This window comes from Rothia sp. SCPM-O-B-18226 (M350) (assembly GCF_058213595.1).
In genome coordinates this window covers 114,333-127,793 of the sequence record NZ_JBYQJS010000004.1, presented here as the reverse complement: position 1 = coordinate 127,793, position 13,461 = coordinate 114,333, and the positions used below count along the sequence as shown (strand labels likewise).

Here is a 13,461-nt window from a genome sequence, read left to right as displayed (position 1 = left end):
TTGAGAGCGAGTCAAATCGGGGAACGGACCCCAAGCCCCAAGCCTCGAGCGGTTCGGCGGGCGGATGTTTCATTTCCGTGGGGCCCTGCGCGGGCGTACACTGGTTAACCGCCCGTTTTATCCGCCCACGGGTTTTTCTATGCTCTCTTGCGAAGGAACCACCTCGCCGCGAGGGCCACGGGCGGTACCACGCAGACATAATCTCATACAGTATCGCTGAGACGCGAGCATGCCCCGCGCCTCAAGAATTAAGGACATATGGCCTCATCTCTAACGAATTCTGAGACGGCTACTGACGCATCCACCGCCTCGTCCACTTCTCACTCAACCTCTCGGGGCGCAGCAGAGCCCCACACGGCCCACCCCGATAACTACGGGGCGAAGCGCACCCTTCTGCTGTACATCACGCTCAGCGCTCTCATGGCCTGCACGGCCCTCGCAACGGATATTTTCCTGCCGGGAGTTCCCGAAATCACCGCGGAACTCGGTTCCGGCGAAGAACTCATGATTACCAGCTTCCTGCTGGGTTTCGCGCTGGCTCAGCTGATTCTGGGCCCGGTGAGCGACCGCGTTGGCCGTAAGATTCCGCTATCTGCGGGCATGATTGTTTTCGCGTTGGGTTCCGCCTGGTGCGCCATTGCCGACACCATGCCGGAGCTCATCATCGCCCGCGTGCTGCAGGCCGTTGGCGCATGCACCGGACCCATGCTGGCGCGCGCTATCGTGCGTGACCTTTACGAGGGAACACGCGCCGCGCAGGTGCTCTCCACGCTCATGCTGATTATGGCGCTCGCCCCGATTCTTGGGCCGCTCATGGGTGGCTTCCTGGTGGTTGCGGGCGGCTGGCGCTGGACTTTCTGGGCTATTGCTGCCGTTGCGCTCATTATTTTCGGGCTGATTCTGTTCCTGCCCGAGTCCCTGCCCCCGGCTAAGCGCGATAGCGGCTCGATTCTTTCGGCATTCGTGAACTATCCCGTGCTTTTTAGGAACGGCCCGTTCATGCGTTACGTACTGTGCGTGTGCTTCTACTACATTTCCATTTACGCGTTTATCACGAACTCTTCGACCGTGTACATCACCCACTTCGGCGTGGACCCGCGCTACTACGGTCTGCTGTTCGGCATGAACATGATTGGCGTGATGAGCCTGACCGCTTTCAACAAGCGGTGGGTGAAGAGCTACAGCCTGCGCGGCATCCTCAATGTCGCCACCCTGGTCGCCACTGTGGCGGGTGTGGCGCTTGCTACCACCGGCGTGACCGGTGTGGGTGGCCTGCTGGGTGTGGTGGTCACGGTGTTCTTCGTGTTCGGCATGAATGGCGTGGTGGCTGCCTGCACGAACGCGGCAGCTTTGAACTCGGTGGAGCCCGCTATCGCCGGTACCGCCGCGGCGCTGCTGGGTTCCTTCCAGTACGGTAGCGGCATCATTTCTTCGCTGCTGTTGGCGTTGAGCCCCCTGAACGCGGTGGAGTCCATGGCGGTCATGATGTTTGCCGGTACGGCACTGTCGGCGCTCATGGTGTGGCTACCCTCCCGTAAGCGGAGCGCTCGCTAAGCTGGGTCTAGACGAATACTAGAGGCATGTGGCCCGATCGTTTGATAGACCGGGCCACATCGCAAATCGTTATCTGCGTAAGGTGAAAGGAGCCGCCGTGACGGTATCGCGTGACGAAGTTTTCGAAATCCTGCGGGGCGTGGTGCCCCGCCTGGAGGAGGCGCTTCCCGGCTGGTCGGTGCGCCCCAACATCACGGGTACCGGCGCGGTGGGGCTCTACCTGGACGGCCCCGCAATCTACCGGGACGGCGAGCCCCTGGCCGGCGTGAACGCCGAGGGTGAGCCGGTCGCCCGGCACCTGTGCGGTACGATTCAGACCGCCGACCGCGGCCTACCGCAGGAGCTGGGGCAGGTGCGCTACCAGTACATCCTGGGCGTGAGCGTGGCGGAACACGAGAGCGAGTACCCCGAACTGGCCGACCTGGCGAGCGTGGGGGAGCCGAGCTGGGTTCCTGCGCTGAGGGCCCTGGAGGCGCTGGTGGAGTCCGAGGGCCGTGAGGCGCTGTTCATCAGCCGCGGCGGGTACGTGCCGGGTCGCCGCGCCCTGGGTAAGCGCCGTGTGGCGCTGCGGCGCGAGTTCTTCCCAGGTAAGCCCTGGCTGGGTTTGGGCACGATTGACTGGTGTGCGGGCGTGCGCTCGACCCCGGTGTACGCCGAGGATCTGGTGGCTCTGGTGGCCGCGGCGACGCGCTTGGCGAGTAGCTGGGATGCAGCCCTGCGCACTGGCGCTGCGGACAGCCAAAAGTAGTTAAAACAAAGCGGCGCATCCGACCCGTAAAGGGGGGGGACGCGCCGCTTCTGTGTAAGCTCTAACGCTTAGTGGGTTTAGCCCAGTGCCTCAGCCAGCTTGAACGAGTCGAGCCGTATGAGAACTGTCTTATCGATAGCATGCAAGGGTGATGCATCCTGCCGCCTCTACGGGGGCGTAACCGTAGCGTTTGTAGAGCGCAACGGCGTGTTCATTACCGACGTCGGTGGTAATGAGTCGCTGTCGAATATCTTCTCGGTCAAAGTCCTCAATGACACGCTTTAGAAGCGCAGAACCAACGCCCTGACGCTGGGCATGCGGATGTACTAGGAGGTCCTGAATGTAGGCGATAGATTGTCCGTCCCCGACGGCGCGTACTAGCCCGATGAGCCGTCCTGTTCCTTCTGTGGTTGCCTCTCGTGCTGTGTAGAGATACCGCGACCCTTCCAACATCGGGATGAGGCGTTCGGGTGTTTTGGTATAGGCGCTCCACCCTACAGAGTCGTAGAGCTCGGTAAGTTCTTCCATGCTGGGCAGGGGGCTGGTGGAGTCCAAAATACAGTACCGCATACAGGCATTGTATAGCGCCAAATCGGGGAGTTTAGAAACTGCTACCCAACACGTTGCTGGACTTGAGGGCATAGAGGAAGCGGCGCATCCGACCCGTAAAGGGGTGGATGCGCCGCTTCTCATCTCTCCTGCATCGCTACGGATGCGTCACCGAGGCGGTGCGAAGAGGCTACCGGGCCCTGTGTGTGCTCTACCCGGTGCGCGCCTGCGCGGACCTCGTCTCGGTGTACCGGGTTCGATGTGCCGAACCAGGCCGCTGAGGCGGGGGGGGTTAGCCCAGTGCCTCAGCCAGCTGAATGCCCTGTGCCACGCCACCGAGGGTTGCGGCAATACGGATCAGGTCGTTGACCTGCTCCTTGGTTGCGCCCTCTTCGCGCAGGGTGTGCTCGTGAGCCTCAACGCAGTGGGAGCAGCCGTTGACTGCGGACACTGCCAGAGCGAACATCTCGAAGTCCAGCTTCTCAATGCCACCGTTCTTACCGATGATCTGCATACGCAGGTTTGCGCGCTGGTCATCGTATGCACCGTTCAGGAAGCCACGGGTGCGGTAGAAGATGTTGTTCATGCCCATGATGGATGCAGCACCCAGAGCAGCCTCGTAAGCGGTGTCGCTCAGGTGCTCCTTAGCCTCTGCAGCAATCTCAACAACAACGGAGTCAACCTTGGTTGCCGCTGCGGTTGCGAGGATTGCGCCCCAGAGCTGCTGCTCGGTGAGGGAGGTGATGCGGGGCAGGGAGGACAGGTTGAGGTTCATGTCCTTCGCGTAGGAAGGCAGAGCCGAACGCAGGTTATCGATGCTCATGGATTACTTCATCTCCTTGAATGCGTCGATGGTTGCTGCACCCTTCTTCCAGTTGCATGCGCACAGCTCGTCGGACTGCAGGGCGTCCAGCTGGCGGAGCACCTCGTCGGTGTTACGGCCGACGGAGTCAGCGGTAATGGAGACCGACTGGATGGTGTTGTGGGGGTCGATGATGAAGGTTGCGCGGTCTGCAACGCCGTCCTTGTTCAGGACGCCGAGGGCGCTGGTCAGCTCGCGCTTGAGGTCGGATGCCATGACGATGGGCAGGTCCACGAGCTCCTCGTGGGAACGGCGCCATGCGTAGTGGGTGTACTCGTTGTCGACGGAAACGCCGATGACCTGGCAGTCGCGTGCCTCGAACTCGTCGGCCAGCTTACCGAAGGCTGCAATCTCGGTGGGGCACACGAAGGTGAAGTCCTTGGGCCAGAAGAAGACGACGCGCCAGGTGTCTTCGTCCAGACCCTCGGAGGAGACGGTGGTGAAGTAGTCTTCGGGCTTGGTGGCCTCGATGTCAGCCAGCTTGCCGGGGACAACGCCGGTGAGCTCGTATGCGGGGAACTGGTCGCCGATGGTCAGAACTGCCATGGTGTTCTTCTTTCTGTTTTGTGCCGCGCGGGTGTGTGCACTGCGCGTGACGATTTCAGTGTGCTGCCCGGAATCCCGGGCTTGCCTCCATATTATTATGAATTACTCATAATAATCAACCCCAAACATGCACCCATCACTATGATTTAGCTCACCATTTGGGGGTGGTGTAGGGTGAAACCATGAACCTTGACCCTGCCGTACCCAGCCAGCCTGAACTCATCACCGAACGGCTCACCCTGCGCCACCTACGCGAAGCGGACATCCCCGACATCGTGGAATCCTGCCGCGACCCGCAGATGATTCGCTACACCCGCGTACCGCTGAACTACACGCGCGCCGACGCCGAAGACTCCCTACTCACCACCGCCCGCCAGATTGCCGCCGGGCAGATTCAACGCTGGGCGATTGACGCCTCCGGAATGTTTGCGGGGAGCATTGAACTGCGCCTGCCCGAGGGCACCCCCGAAGGCCCCGGAACCCGCGCCGAACTGGGGTTCTACACCGCCCCGAAAGCGCGCGGCAGGGGCTACATGACCGAGGCACTGCGAGCCGTCCTCGGCTACGCCTTCGACCCGCTCGGACTGGGCCTCGAACGCGTGCGCTGGACCGCCCTGGCGGGTAACGAGCCCTCAGAGCGTGTGGCGGTCAAGGCGGGTTTCACCGGCATCTACGACGATATTGACCCAAACTCCGGCCGCCCCGACGAGAACGGCCACCCGGTGCAGCACCGGGTGCGCCGCGCCGATATGACCCGCGCCCAGTTCGCGGCACTCTGGGCGGACCCGCGGGGTTAACCCGCGCACAGCATAGGGGCGCGCCGGGTGCTTCCTCGTAGTGAGGAGAGCATCCGGCGCGCCCTAAATAAAGACTGGGGAGGCTACCTGATGCCGAAGCCGCGGAACGAGCCGGACGGCTCCTCCCACCCGACGAGAACCTCATCCACGCGGCCCGCGGTATCGTCGCCGCGCAGAATATCCACCAGGCGAGCGCAGGAGGCGGCCGTCCCCTCCGCAATCACCTTGACGCGCCCGTCGTCGAGGTTCTCGGCGTACCCGGTCAGACCCAGCGGCTTGGCGGTGCCGGCGCACCACCAGCGGAAGCCCACGCCCTGCACCTTGCCGCTCACGAAAGCGACGAGGCGGATTTCGGCGGGCTCTGCCGGGGTTCGGTCGGTGAAGAAATCAAAGAAACCCATGGGTCCTCCCGGGGTCATCTCATTGTGAGTGGTCTGATGGGGGCGAGCGCCGGTGGTGGCGCTCTGATAGCTTCTATAGCTTCAGTCTAGAGGGTGCGGGGGTGCATCCGCCTGGTTGCCGCGCGCACGTGCCGTGAAGAGCTGAATAAGGGTAAAGCAACCGAAGCCGCGTCCACAAGGGGAGTAAGATGGGGTGATATTTATTAGCGGCAACGTTGAACACGCAGACTGTACCCGCAACGCTCACCCACTGGAGGATCATTGAGTTCACGCCCCAAGAAAGCGCCTCTCGTCGGTAACCCGGCGAAGACACCCTACAAGCCCTGGCCTGCTCTCTGGTCCCTGGTTGTTGGCTTCTTCATGATCCTGGTGGATGGCAATATCGTCACCATCGCCCTGCCGCACATGCTGCAGGATCTGGATGCATCCCTGTCGGCGGGTATGTGGGTGACGAGCGCCTACCTGCTGGCGTATGCGGTGCCGCTGCTCATTACCGGCCGTATGGGTGACCGCTTCGGGCAGAAGAACCTGTACATGATCGGTATGGGTATTTTTACGCTTGCTTCCCTGTGGTGTGGTCTGGCGCCGAATGTTGAGTCGCTGATTACTGCCCGCGTGGTGCAGGGTTTGGGCGCATCGCTGATGACCCCGCAGACCATGTCTCTGATTACGCTCATGTTCCCGCCGAATGCGCGCGGTGTCGCCATGAGCATTTGGGGTGCGACTGCGGGTGTTGCCTCGTTGGTTGGCCCGATTCTGGGCGGCGTGCTGGTGGATACTCTCGGCTGGGGTTGGATTTTCTTCATCAACATTCCGGTGGGTCTGGTCGGCCTGTTCTTGGCGTGGCGTAATGTGCCGGTGTTTGAGCAGAAGAAGCACAGCTTTGACTGGTTGGGTGTGGTGCTTTCGGCGGTCGGTCTGTTCCTGCTGGTTTTCGGTATTCAGGAAGGCGCCACCTACGACTGGGGCACCATCACTGACTCGTTTATGGGTACCGGTATTGCGGTGAGCGTGTGGGGTCTGATTATTGCCGGCATTCTGGTGCTGGGCCTGTTCATCGGGTGGCAGGCTATTAACCCGCGTGAGCCGCTGGTTCCGTTGAGCCTGTTCAGTGACCGTAACTTCTCCGTATCGAATGTGGCTATCTCGGCTATGGGCATGGTCGCTATCAGTATGGCGTTCCCGCTGACCCTGTACCTGCAGCAGGTGGAGGGCCTGGATCCGACCCAGGCTGCGCTGATGACCGCCCCGATGGCGTTGTTCTCGGGCGCGTTGGCGCCGGTGGTGGGTGCGCGTCTGAACCGTAACGACCCGAAGTGGATTGCGGTAATTGGTTTTACGCTGATGGTTGTTGGTTTTGCTCTGCTGCGCCCGACGATGGTTGCGGAAGGCAACCTGTGGCTGATGGTTGGCCCGATGATTATTCTGGGTGCGGCGAACTCCTGCATTTGGGGTCCGCTGTCGGTGTCGGCGACCCGTAACCTGCCGCCGCAGCGTGCCGGTGCCGGTTCGGGTGTGTACAACGAGACCCGCCAGATGGCATCGGTGCTGGGTTCGGCTGCGATTACGACCATCATGGCTTCTGCGATTACCTCGCACCTGTCCGCGTTGGGCCCGGCTGCCGCAGCGGGCGGTGGCTCTCACGACGGTGCTGCTGGAGGCGTGCTTCCGCAGATTCTACGTGAACCCTACGCTGCGGCAATGGCTGATTCCATGATGCTACCCCTGGTCGCCGCGGCGGTGGGCGCCGTCGTGTGTCTGTTCTACGCTTCGAAGAAGACCTCCGAGGCGAGGGGCACCGCACAGAACGCTGCACAGAACGCTGAGGCAGAGCCTGAGTCAGAAAACACTAAATAGAAGGCTTATCAAAACGTTTTACGTCATAAACGGTGCATAACCTGAGATACGGTGCGAATACCGGGACAAACTAGATGCACTCTGTGTATGATGAGGCGGGTCACCGTCGAACAGAAGAGAACCAAGAACGGTTCTTTTGCCTCCATCGGAGGGTTCGGCAGTGACCCGCTGTCTTTTAAATGCCGCGCTCACTCGCGGCACGCCGACTGCATATCGGCGGCAGCAACACACATATGACCACTGAACCACGCGGTAGTCGCCTGATACTTCTACTCACCATAGAACCGGACCCGTACAACCCATACCGTGCGCAACGTCAGATGATGCAACCTCCCGCGTGGTCAAGATACGAAGAGAGATACTTTATGGCTTTCTCCCTGTCCCCCCGCCTGGTGCGTACCGCGCTCGCTTCGGCGGCCCTGCTGGTACTCGGCACGGTCGCGGCGCCCGCGGCTAACGCCTACAACCCCGACATTGACGGTGACGGCATCCCCAACACCTGGGAGATGAAGGGCTACGACGCCGACGGTGACGGCAAAATCGACGTGGACTACCCCGCGATGGGCGCCAATCCGCTGAAGAAGGATATCTTCGTGGAGATGGACTACATGCCCGGCCTGCTCGCCAGCGAGGAAGAGCTCGACCGCATCACCGAATCCTTCGCGCAGCTTCCCGTGCGCAACCCGAACGGCACCGTCGGCATCAACATCCACCTGGACGCTGGTAGCGCCCGCAGCGCCAAGTACAACCTCGGCGGGGGCAACGAAGTGGCGCACGAACAGCTCGACAACACCATGACCAAGTGGGCTGAAATCCGCTCGAAGAACATGGACCCGAACCGCGAGAGCGTCTTCCACTACATGATTTGGGGCGACGCCTACGACGAGTACGGCTCCTCGGGCCTGGGCTACGTGAGCGGCCGCGGCTTCATCGTGACCGTCGGCCCGCGCTTCTGGGGTAAGTCCGCAACCTCCGACGTGCGCGTGGGCACCTTCATCCACGAGCTGGGCCACAACCTGGGCCTGGGCCACGGCGGTACTGATGACGTGAACGATAAGCCGAACTACCAGAGCGTCATGAACTACAGCTACCAGATTTACGGCGTGCGCCGCGCCAGCGGTGAGCTGAAGTTCAGCTACTCGACCCGCGCCTACAAGACCCTGGACGAGAACAAGCTGGACGAGCGCGCCGGCTTTGGCCGCAACGCCTACGGCTGGCTGTACTTCCGCAAGCCCGCCTGGGAGGGTATCGACTTCAACGGCAACGGCAAGATTGATGACGAGCCGGTCTCGGTCGATCTGAACGGTGACGGCCAGCTGACTGAGCTGACCGCCCCGAACGACCTGGCAACCCTGAAGCTGCAGGCTGAGGGTAAGGAGGCGCAGGGCGGCGTGTACCGTTCCGAGAAGCACCTCTCGGCCGCGATTGATCGCAATGAGATGACCGCCGACCTGGCCCGCTCCGAGGGCATGGTCCCGGCGAAGGACTAGTTCCTAGCGGCGGCCGATAGGCTGAGCCCTAAAGCAAAGGGGCCCGGCATCCATATTGGATGCCGGGCCCCTTTCTGCCTACTGCGGCGGCCGCGCTATCGGGTAATGGTTGCGGAGGCGCTTGCACCCGCCAGATCCCGGTAGGTGTACTCGCCGTCATCGGTCAGCTGCATCGCAACGGTGCCGCTGGTGAGCTGAACGGTCGTGGTCAGGGTGTAGCTGGAGGTCACCTCGGTGAAGTACACCGGAACCTGCGAGGCCAGCACCTGTGCGTAGCGCACGGGGCCGTTGGCGGTCGCGGTCAGGAAGTCCGAGGTGCGGATATCCAGCACGCCGGTCCAGGTGTTGCCCTCGATGACCGGCTCGTAGAACTTCGCCGCGTAGGCCACGCCGTTGAAGGCGCTCACTGCCGGGTTATTGGTCTTGGCGCCGCCCTCGCTCTTGGCCAGCGCGGCCACCTCGGCGTCGTTGTCGGTGTCCCACAGCAGCGGCGCGGTGACGTCTTCGGCGGTGGGGAAGGTGAACTCGAAGGTCACCTGTAGGTGCGCCGAGCCGTACAGGTAGGTGCTGCCCTGGAACTCGCCCTTGGAATTGATGGGGGCGGAAATCCACAGGCCGGCACCGCCGTACAGGCCCGCACCGACGCTACCGCCGGGGGTGAAGGTGCCGCCGCCTGCGCTCTTCGGGCTCGTGGAGGTTGCGGTCACGTTGGGCACCTGCACGGTGTAGGAGTCCAGACCGTAGCGGGTGTCGAAATCGTTGGAGGGGTTGGAGTTGAAGGCCTGGGTGAAGACACCGAACTGCAGGGTCGGGGTCTCCGGCACGTCGGTGGAGGCCGCGTAGGCGGGTACGGTTGCGGCGGTTGCGACGACCGGCGCGCTCCAGAGAGCACCCTTGACGAGGGAGCGGCGGTTTACGCCGCGCTTGCCGGAAGCGGGGGTGCTGTGACTGGTCTGCTGTTGAGACATGTAATTATTCTTTCTTCCACGGGTGAATACGGTGATGCACGTGATACGAATTACTGATACTGTAGTGTAATTCAGCTCAACTTCAAAATTGTCTCAACTTTAAAGCAGGTTTTCTGCAATCTTCGGCTAAAGCTCACGAAGTGATGCGGCGGTAGCTCACGAGGCGCCCCGTCGGCCTGCAAACGACTCGCTACCCGCACGGGTGCGAACACCGAAGAACGAACACTGCCGTCCATCCCGCGTGCCCGTCACGGGTATCGCATCCTCACACCATCACATCAAAGGACAGATTCATGGCCTCTCTGAAGCGCGCACGTATCGCGTTTGCCTCCCTGGCGGTCCTCTGCCTGGGCGCGGTCGCCGCCCCGGCAGCCAACGCCTACAACCCCGACATCGACGGTGACGGCATCCCCAACACCTGGGAGATGAAGGGCTACGACGCCGACGGCGACGGCAAGGTCGACGTCGACTTCCCCGCACTGGGCGCCGACCCCAACCACAAGGACATCTTCGTCGAGATGGACTACATGCCCGGCCTGCTCCCCAGCGAAGAGGAGCTGGACCGCATCACCAAGATTTACGCCGACCTGCCCATGCGCAACCCCGACGGCACCACCGGCGTGAATATTCACCTGGACGCCGGTAGCGCCCGCAGCGCCAAGTACAACCTCGGCGGCGGCAACGAAATCACCCACCAGGAGCTCGACAGCGAGTTCAACGCACTCAACAGGATTAAGGCCTCCGAAGGTAAGTTCAACCCCGCCCGTGAAGGCACCTTCCACTACGTCATCTGGGGCGACTACTACGACAACAGCACCTCCTCCGGCATCGCTAACTTTGGAGGCCGTAACCTCATGGTCACCGTGGGCCCGCACTTCTGGGGTAAGGCAACCAGCGATATCCGCGTGGCGGTGTTCGTGCACGAGCTCGGCCACAACCTGGCGCTGAGCCACGGCGGCTGGGACGAGATCAACTACAAGCCCAACTACCTGAGCGTCATGAACTACCAGTACACCCTCACCGGCGTGCCCATGGCCGACGGTAGCCGCTACTTCGGCTACTCCACCGCCGAGTACCGCATGCTGAACGAGGCGAAGCTCTACGAGGCGCGCGGCTTCGGTCCCCGCGCGGCCGGCTTCCTGTACAAGGGTAAGCCCGCTGACGGTCCCATCGACTTCAACGGTAACGGCAAGATTGATGCCGAGCCGGTCTCGGTGGACCTGAACGGTGACGGCATGATCTCGAACCTGGGCGCGGCGAACGACCTGAAGATGATCCGCTTCCAGGCGACCGAGCACCCCGAGCTCGAGAAGGGCCCCAAGCAGATTGAGCCGAGCGGTATTACCGCCGAGTACGCTCGTTCCCTGGGCCTGATTAACTAGGCGGTCGCCGGGGCGAAAGGCCTCGTCAGTACCGTTAAACAACAGGGTGCGGATACCGAATCATCGTTCGGTATCCGCACCCTTGTTATGTATCGCGACTCCTATGCAGGGGCCGCGCCGGGGCTATGCCGGAGTCTTGTAGGGGCCGCGCCGGCAGGGGAGGCTAGGCTAGGCCGCCTCGCGCTCCTCTTCTCGCTGCACGCGGCCGGTCTCCACCAGCACCTGCGCGATGTGGCCCAGTGCCTCCTCGTTCTGCAGCGAGGAAACGTCACCCAGGGGGCGGCCCTGGTACAGCTCGCCGAGCAGACGGCGGGTAATCTTACCCGAACGGGTCTTCGGGATATCGGCAACCGCCACAACGTCCTTGGGCTTGGCAATCGGACCGATGTGCTCACGTACGTGAGCCGTCAGCGCCGCCTTCAGCTCGTCCTCGGTCAGGGCCTTGCCCTCGTCGGTGAGCGTCACGTAGGCGACCGCCTGGTGACCGGTCAGGTCGTCCTCCACGGGGCAGACGCCGGCTTCCACGACGGCCGGGTGGGTCACCAGGGCCGACTCAATCTCAATCGTGGACAGGCGGTGACCCGAAATGTTGATCACGTCGTCGATACGGCCGAGGATGTACACGTTGCCTTCTTCGTCTTCCTTCGCGCCGTCACCGGCCAGGAACCAGCCGCGCTCGCCGTAGTGGCGCCAGTAGGAGTCCAGGAATCGCTGCGGGTTCTTCCACACGGTGCGGGCCATGGAGGGGCCAATCTTATCGACCACGATGAAGCCCTGCCTACCCGGCTCCACCGGGTTGCCGTGCTCATCCACCACGCGGGTGGACACGCCCGGAACGGCGCGGGTAGCGCAACCGGGCAGGGGGGTGCAGTTCGGGGTGCCCACCGGGTAGGTGCCGGCGGAGGCGAAAGCCGGGTCGTGCGGGCGCGGGGAGCACACGGTCGAACCGGTCTCGGACTGCCACCAGGTGTCGATGAAGGATGCGGTGCCGCCACCCACGTGCTTGCGCAGCCAGCGCCACGCCTCCGGGTTGATGGACTCACCCACCGAACCGAGCAGGCGCACGGTCGAGAAGTCGTACTTGCCGGGCTCGGGGCCGTCGGGGAACGCGCCCATGAGGGAACGAATCAGGGTGGGGGCGGTGTAGTAGTTGGTCACGCCGTAACGTTCGATGACCTCGAAGTGGCGACCGTAGTGCGGGGTGTTCGGGGTACCCTCGTAAATCACCTCGGATACGCCGTTAACCAGCGGGCCGTAGATTTCGTAGGTGTGCGCGGTCACCCAAGCGAGGTCGGCGGTGCACCAGTGAACGGTGGACTCCACCTTCTCGGGGTCGTTGACGGCCGACAGCTCGTCGGGGCGCAGCACGCCGTTCTCATCCACGTAATCCGGCAGCAGATCGTAGAGCAAAGCGTGGGTGTACGCGGTCTGCACCAGGTAGCCGCCCATCGTGTGCACCAGGCCCTTGGGCTTACCGGTCGTGCCGGAGGTGTAGATGATGAACAGCGGATCCTCTGCGTCGTGCAGCTCGTAGGCGTGGGTGTCGGGCTGGTCGTCCACCAGGTCGTGGTACCAGACGTCGCGGCCCTCGGTCCAGGGAACCTCAGCGTGCGCTACGGGGTCGGAGGCGCTGGTGCGGTCCACCACGATGACGTGCTCGATGTTGTTCTCGCCCGAGCAGGCCTCGTCGGCGTTGACCTTCACGGGAACAACCTTGCCGCGGCGGTTCTGGCCGTCGGTGGTGACGAGCACCTTCGCACCGGTGTCTTCCACACGGAATTTCAGCGCCTCGGCGGAGAAACCGCCGAACACGAGGGAGTGGATCGCGCCAATACGCGCGCAGGCCAGGGTGAAGATAATGGTTTCGGGAATGACGGGCAGGTAGATGACCACACGGTCACCCTTGCGCACGCCCAGGGACAGCAGACCGTTGGCGGCCTTCGCGATGCGGCGCTGCAGCTCGGCGTAGGTGATGGCCTCGCGGTCGCCGGGCTCACCCTCGAAGTAGAGGGCGACCTTGTCGCCGCGGCCCGCCTCCACGTGGCGGTCCACGCAGTTGTAGGCGACGTTGAGCTTGCCGCCCTCGAACCACTTAATCTCGGGAACAGTGAACTGCTCGATGCCCTCCTCGTCGAAGCCGAGGGACTTCGGCTTCTCGAAGCGGTGCGCGGTGTGCCAGGGCTCAGCCCAGGTGAGTCGCTGCGCCTGCTTCTCCCAGAACGCGACGCGTGCCTCGTCAGATTCGAGCGCGGGGTTCGGGGTGGGGTTCAGCGGGTCGGTGAACGAAAAGGGGGTGGGCAGTCCCAT

General features: G+C 62.8%; 12 protein-coding genes. 6 read left to right on the top strand and 6 right to left on the bottom strand.

Annotation, left to right across the window (positions count from 1 at the left end; translation table 11 throughout):
• Positions 1-258 precede the first annotated feature (258 nt).
• Together AC3E6W_RS07375 and AC3E6W_RS07370 are read left to right on the top strand one after the other, a co-directional pair.
• Complete coding sequence (locus tag AC3E6W_RS07375) at positions 259-1,554, top strand: multidrug effflux MFS transporter (RefSeq protein ID WP_490652729.1); 1,296 nt, start codon at positions 259-261, stop codon at positions 1,552-1,554.
• A gap of 97 nt (positions 1,555-1,651) precedes the next feature.
• Positions 1,652-2,302: an L-alanine-DL-glutamate epimerase gene (locus AC3E6W_RS07370; protein ID WP_490652728.1), complete on the top strand. Its 651-nt coding sequence runs from the start codon at positions 1,652-1,654 to the stop codon at positions 2,300-2,302.
• 129 nt (positions 2,303-2,431) lie between these two features.
• Here AC3E6W_RS07370 and AC3E6W_RS07365 read toward each other — a convergent pair whose 3' ends face one another.
• From AC3E6W_RS07365 to AC3E6W_RS07355, 3 genes are all read right to left on the bottom strand, one after another.
• Entirely contained in the window at positions 2,432-2,830 is a 399-nt protein-coding gene (locus tag AC3E6W_RS07365; protein WP_490652796.1) for a GNAT family N-acetyltransferase, read from the bottom strand.
• Positions 2,831-3,143: 313 nt separating this feature from the next.
• Entirely contained in the window at positions 3,144-3,674 is a 531-nt protein-coding gene (gene ahpD / locus AC3E6W_RS07360) for an alkylhydroperoxidase, AhpD family (RefSeq protein WP_049343570.1), read from the bottom strand.
• A gap of 3 nt (positions 3,675-3,677) precedes the next feature.
• Entirely contained in the window at positions 3,678-4,259 is a 582-nt protein-coding gene (locus AC3E6W_RS07355) for a peroxiredoxin (protein WP_049343572.1), read from the bottom strand.
• Between the two features lie 182 nt (positions 4,260-4,441).
• On the opposite strand from AC3E6W_RS07355, the gene AC3E6W_RS07350 reads away from it, so the two are divergent.
• Positions 4,442-5,056: a GNAT family N-acetyltransferase gene (locus AC3E6W_RS07350; RefSeq protein WP_490652727.1), complete on the top strand. Its 615-nt coding sequence runs from the start codon at positions 4,442-4,444 to the stop codon at positions 5,054-5,056.
• An 83-nt stretch (positions 5,057-5,139) separates the two neighbouring features.
• On the opposite strand, the gene AC3E6W_RS07345 is transcribed toward AC3E6W_RS07350, so the two are convergent.
• Positions 5,140-5,457: an acylphosphatase gene (locus AC3E6W_RS07345; protein ID WP_070541905.1), complete on the bottom strand. Its 318-nt coding sequence runs from the start codon at positions 5,455-5,457 to the stop codon at positions 5,140-5,142.
• A 261-nt stretch (positions 5,458-5,718) separates the two neighbouring features.
• Between AC3E6W_RS07345 and AC3E6W_RS07340 the strand changes: the two genes are divergently transcribed.
• On the top strand, positions 5,719-7,314 hold the full coding sequence (locus tag AC3E6W_RS07340) for a DHA2 family efflux MFS transporter permease subunit (RefSeq protein ID WP_490652726.1): 1,596 nt from the start codon (positions 5,719-5,721) through the stop codon (positions 7,312-7,314).
• Between the two features lie 365 nt (positions 7,315-7,679).
• On the top strand, positions 7,680-8,804 hold the full coding sequence (locus AC3E6W_RS07335; protein ID WP_371556305.1) for a zinc-dependent metalloprotease family protein: 1,125 nt from the start codon (positions 7,680-7,682) through the stop codon (positions 8,802-8,804).
• Positions 8,805-8,899: 95 nt separating this feature from the next.
• Here AC3E6W_RS07335 and AC3E6W_RS07330 read toward each other — a convergent pair whose 3' ends face one another.
• The gene (locus tag AC3E6W_RS07330; protein ID WP_049333926.1) at positions 8,900-9,772 is read right to left on the bottom strand and encodes a hypothetical protein; all 873 of its coding nucleotides are present in this window, start codon (positions 9,770-9,772) and stop codon (positions 8,900-8,902) included.
• Between the two features lie 293 nt (positions 9,773-10,065).
• Here AC3E6W_RS07330 and AC3E6W_RS07325 point away from each other — a divergent pair, with 293 nt between their 5' ends.
• A complete protein-coding gene (locus tag AC3E6W_RS07325) occupies positions 10,066-11,154 on the top strand; it encodes a zinc metalloprotease (protein WP_049343583.1) in 1,089 nt (362 codons plus the stop codon).
• Between the two features lie 168 nt (positions 11,155-11,322).
• Here the strand turns inward: AC3E6W_RS07325 and AC3E6W_RS07320 are convergent, their stop codons facing one another.
• The gene (locus tag AC3E6W_RS07320) at positions 11,323-13,461 is read right to left on the bottom strand and encodes an AMP-binding protein (RefSeq protein ID WP_490646641.1); all 2,139 of its coding nucleotides are present in this window, start codon (positions 13,459-13,461) and stop codon (positions 11,323-11,325) included.

What these genes read in the sequence shown, in the direction of transcription:
- AC3E6W_RS07375 (WP_490652729.1), top strand. Translation starts at nt 259, where the DNA reads ATGGCCTCATCTCTAACGAATTCTGAGACGGCTACTGACGCATCCACC.
- AC3E6W_RS07365 (WP_490652796.1), bottom strand. Translation starts at nt 2,830, where the DNA reads ATGGAAGAACTTACCGAGCTCTACGACTCTGTAGGGTGGAGCGCCTAT.
- ahpD (WP_049343570.1), bottom strand. Translation starts at nt 3,674, where the DNA reads ATGAGCATCGATAACCTGCGTTCGGCTCTGCCTTCCTACGCGAAGGAC.
- AC3E6W_RS07355 (WP_049343572.1), bottom strand. Translation starts at nt 4,259, where the DNA reads ATGGCAGTTCTGACCATCGGCGACCAGTTCCCCGCATACGAGCTCACC.
- AC3E6W_RS07350 (WP_490652727.1), top strand. Translation starts at nt 4,442, where the DNA reads ATGAACCTTGACCCTGCCGTACCCAGCCAGCCTGAACTCATCACCGAA.
- AC3E6W_RS07345 (WP_070541905.1), bottom strand. Translation starts at nt 5,457, where the DNA reads ATGGGTTTCTTTGATTTCTTCACCGACCGAACCCCGGCAGAGCCCGCC.
- AC3E6W_RS07335 (WP_371556305.1), top strand. Translation starts at nt 7,680, where the DNA reads ATGGCTTTCTCCCTGTCCCCCCGCCTGGTGCGTACCGCGCTCGCTTCG.
- AC3E6W_RS07330 (WP_049333926.1), bottom strand. Translation starts at nt 9,772, where the DNA reads ATGTCTCAACAGCAGACCAGTCACAGCACCCCCGCTTCCGGCAAGCGC.
- AC3E6W_RS07325 (WP_049343583.1), top strand. Translation starts at nt 10,066, where the DNA reads ATGGCCTCTCTGAAGCGCGCACGTATCGCGTTTGCCTCCCTGGCGGTC.
- AC3E6W_RS07320 (WP_490646641.1), bottom strand. Translation starts at nt 13,461, where the DNA reads ATGGGACTGCCCACCCCCTTTTCGTTCACCGACCCGCTGAACCCCACC.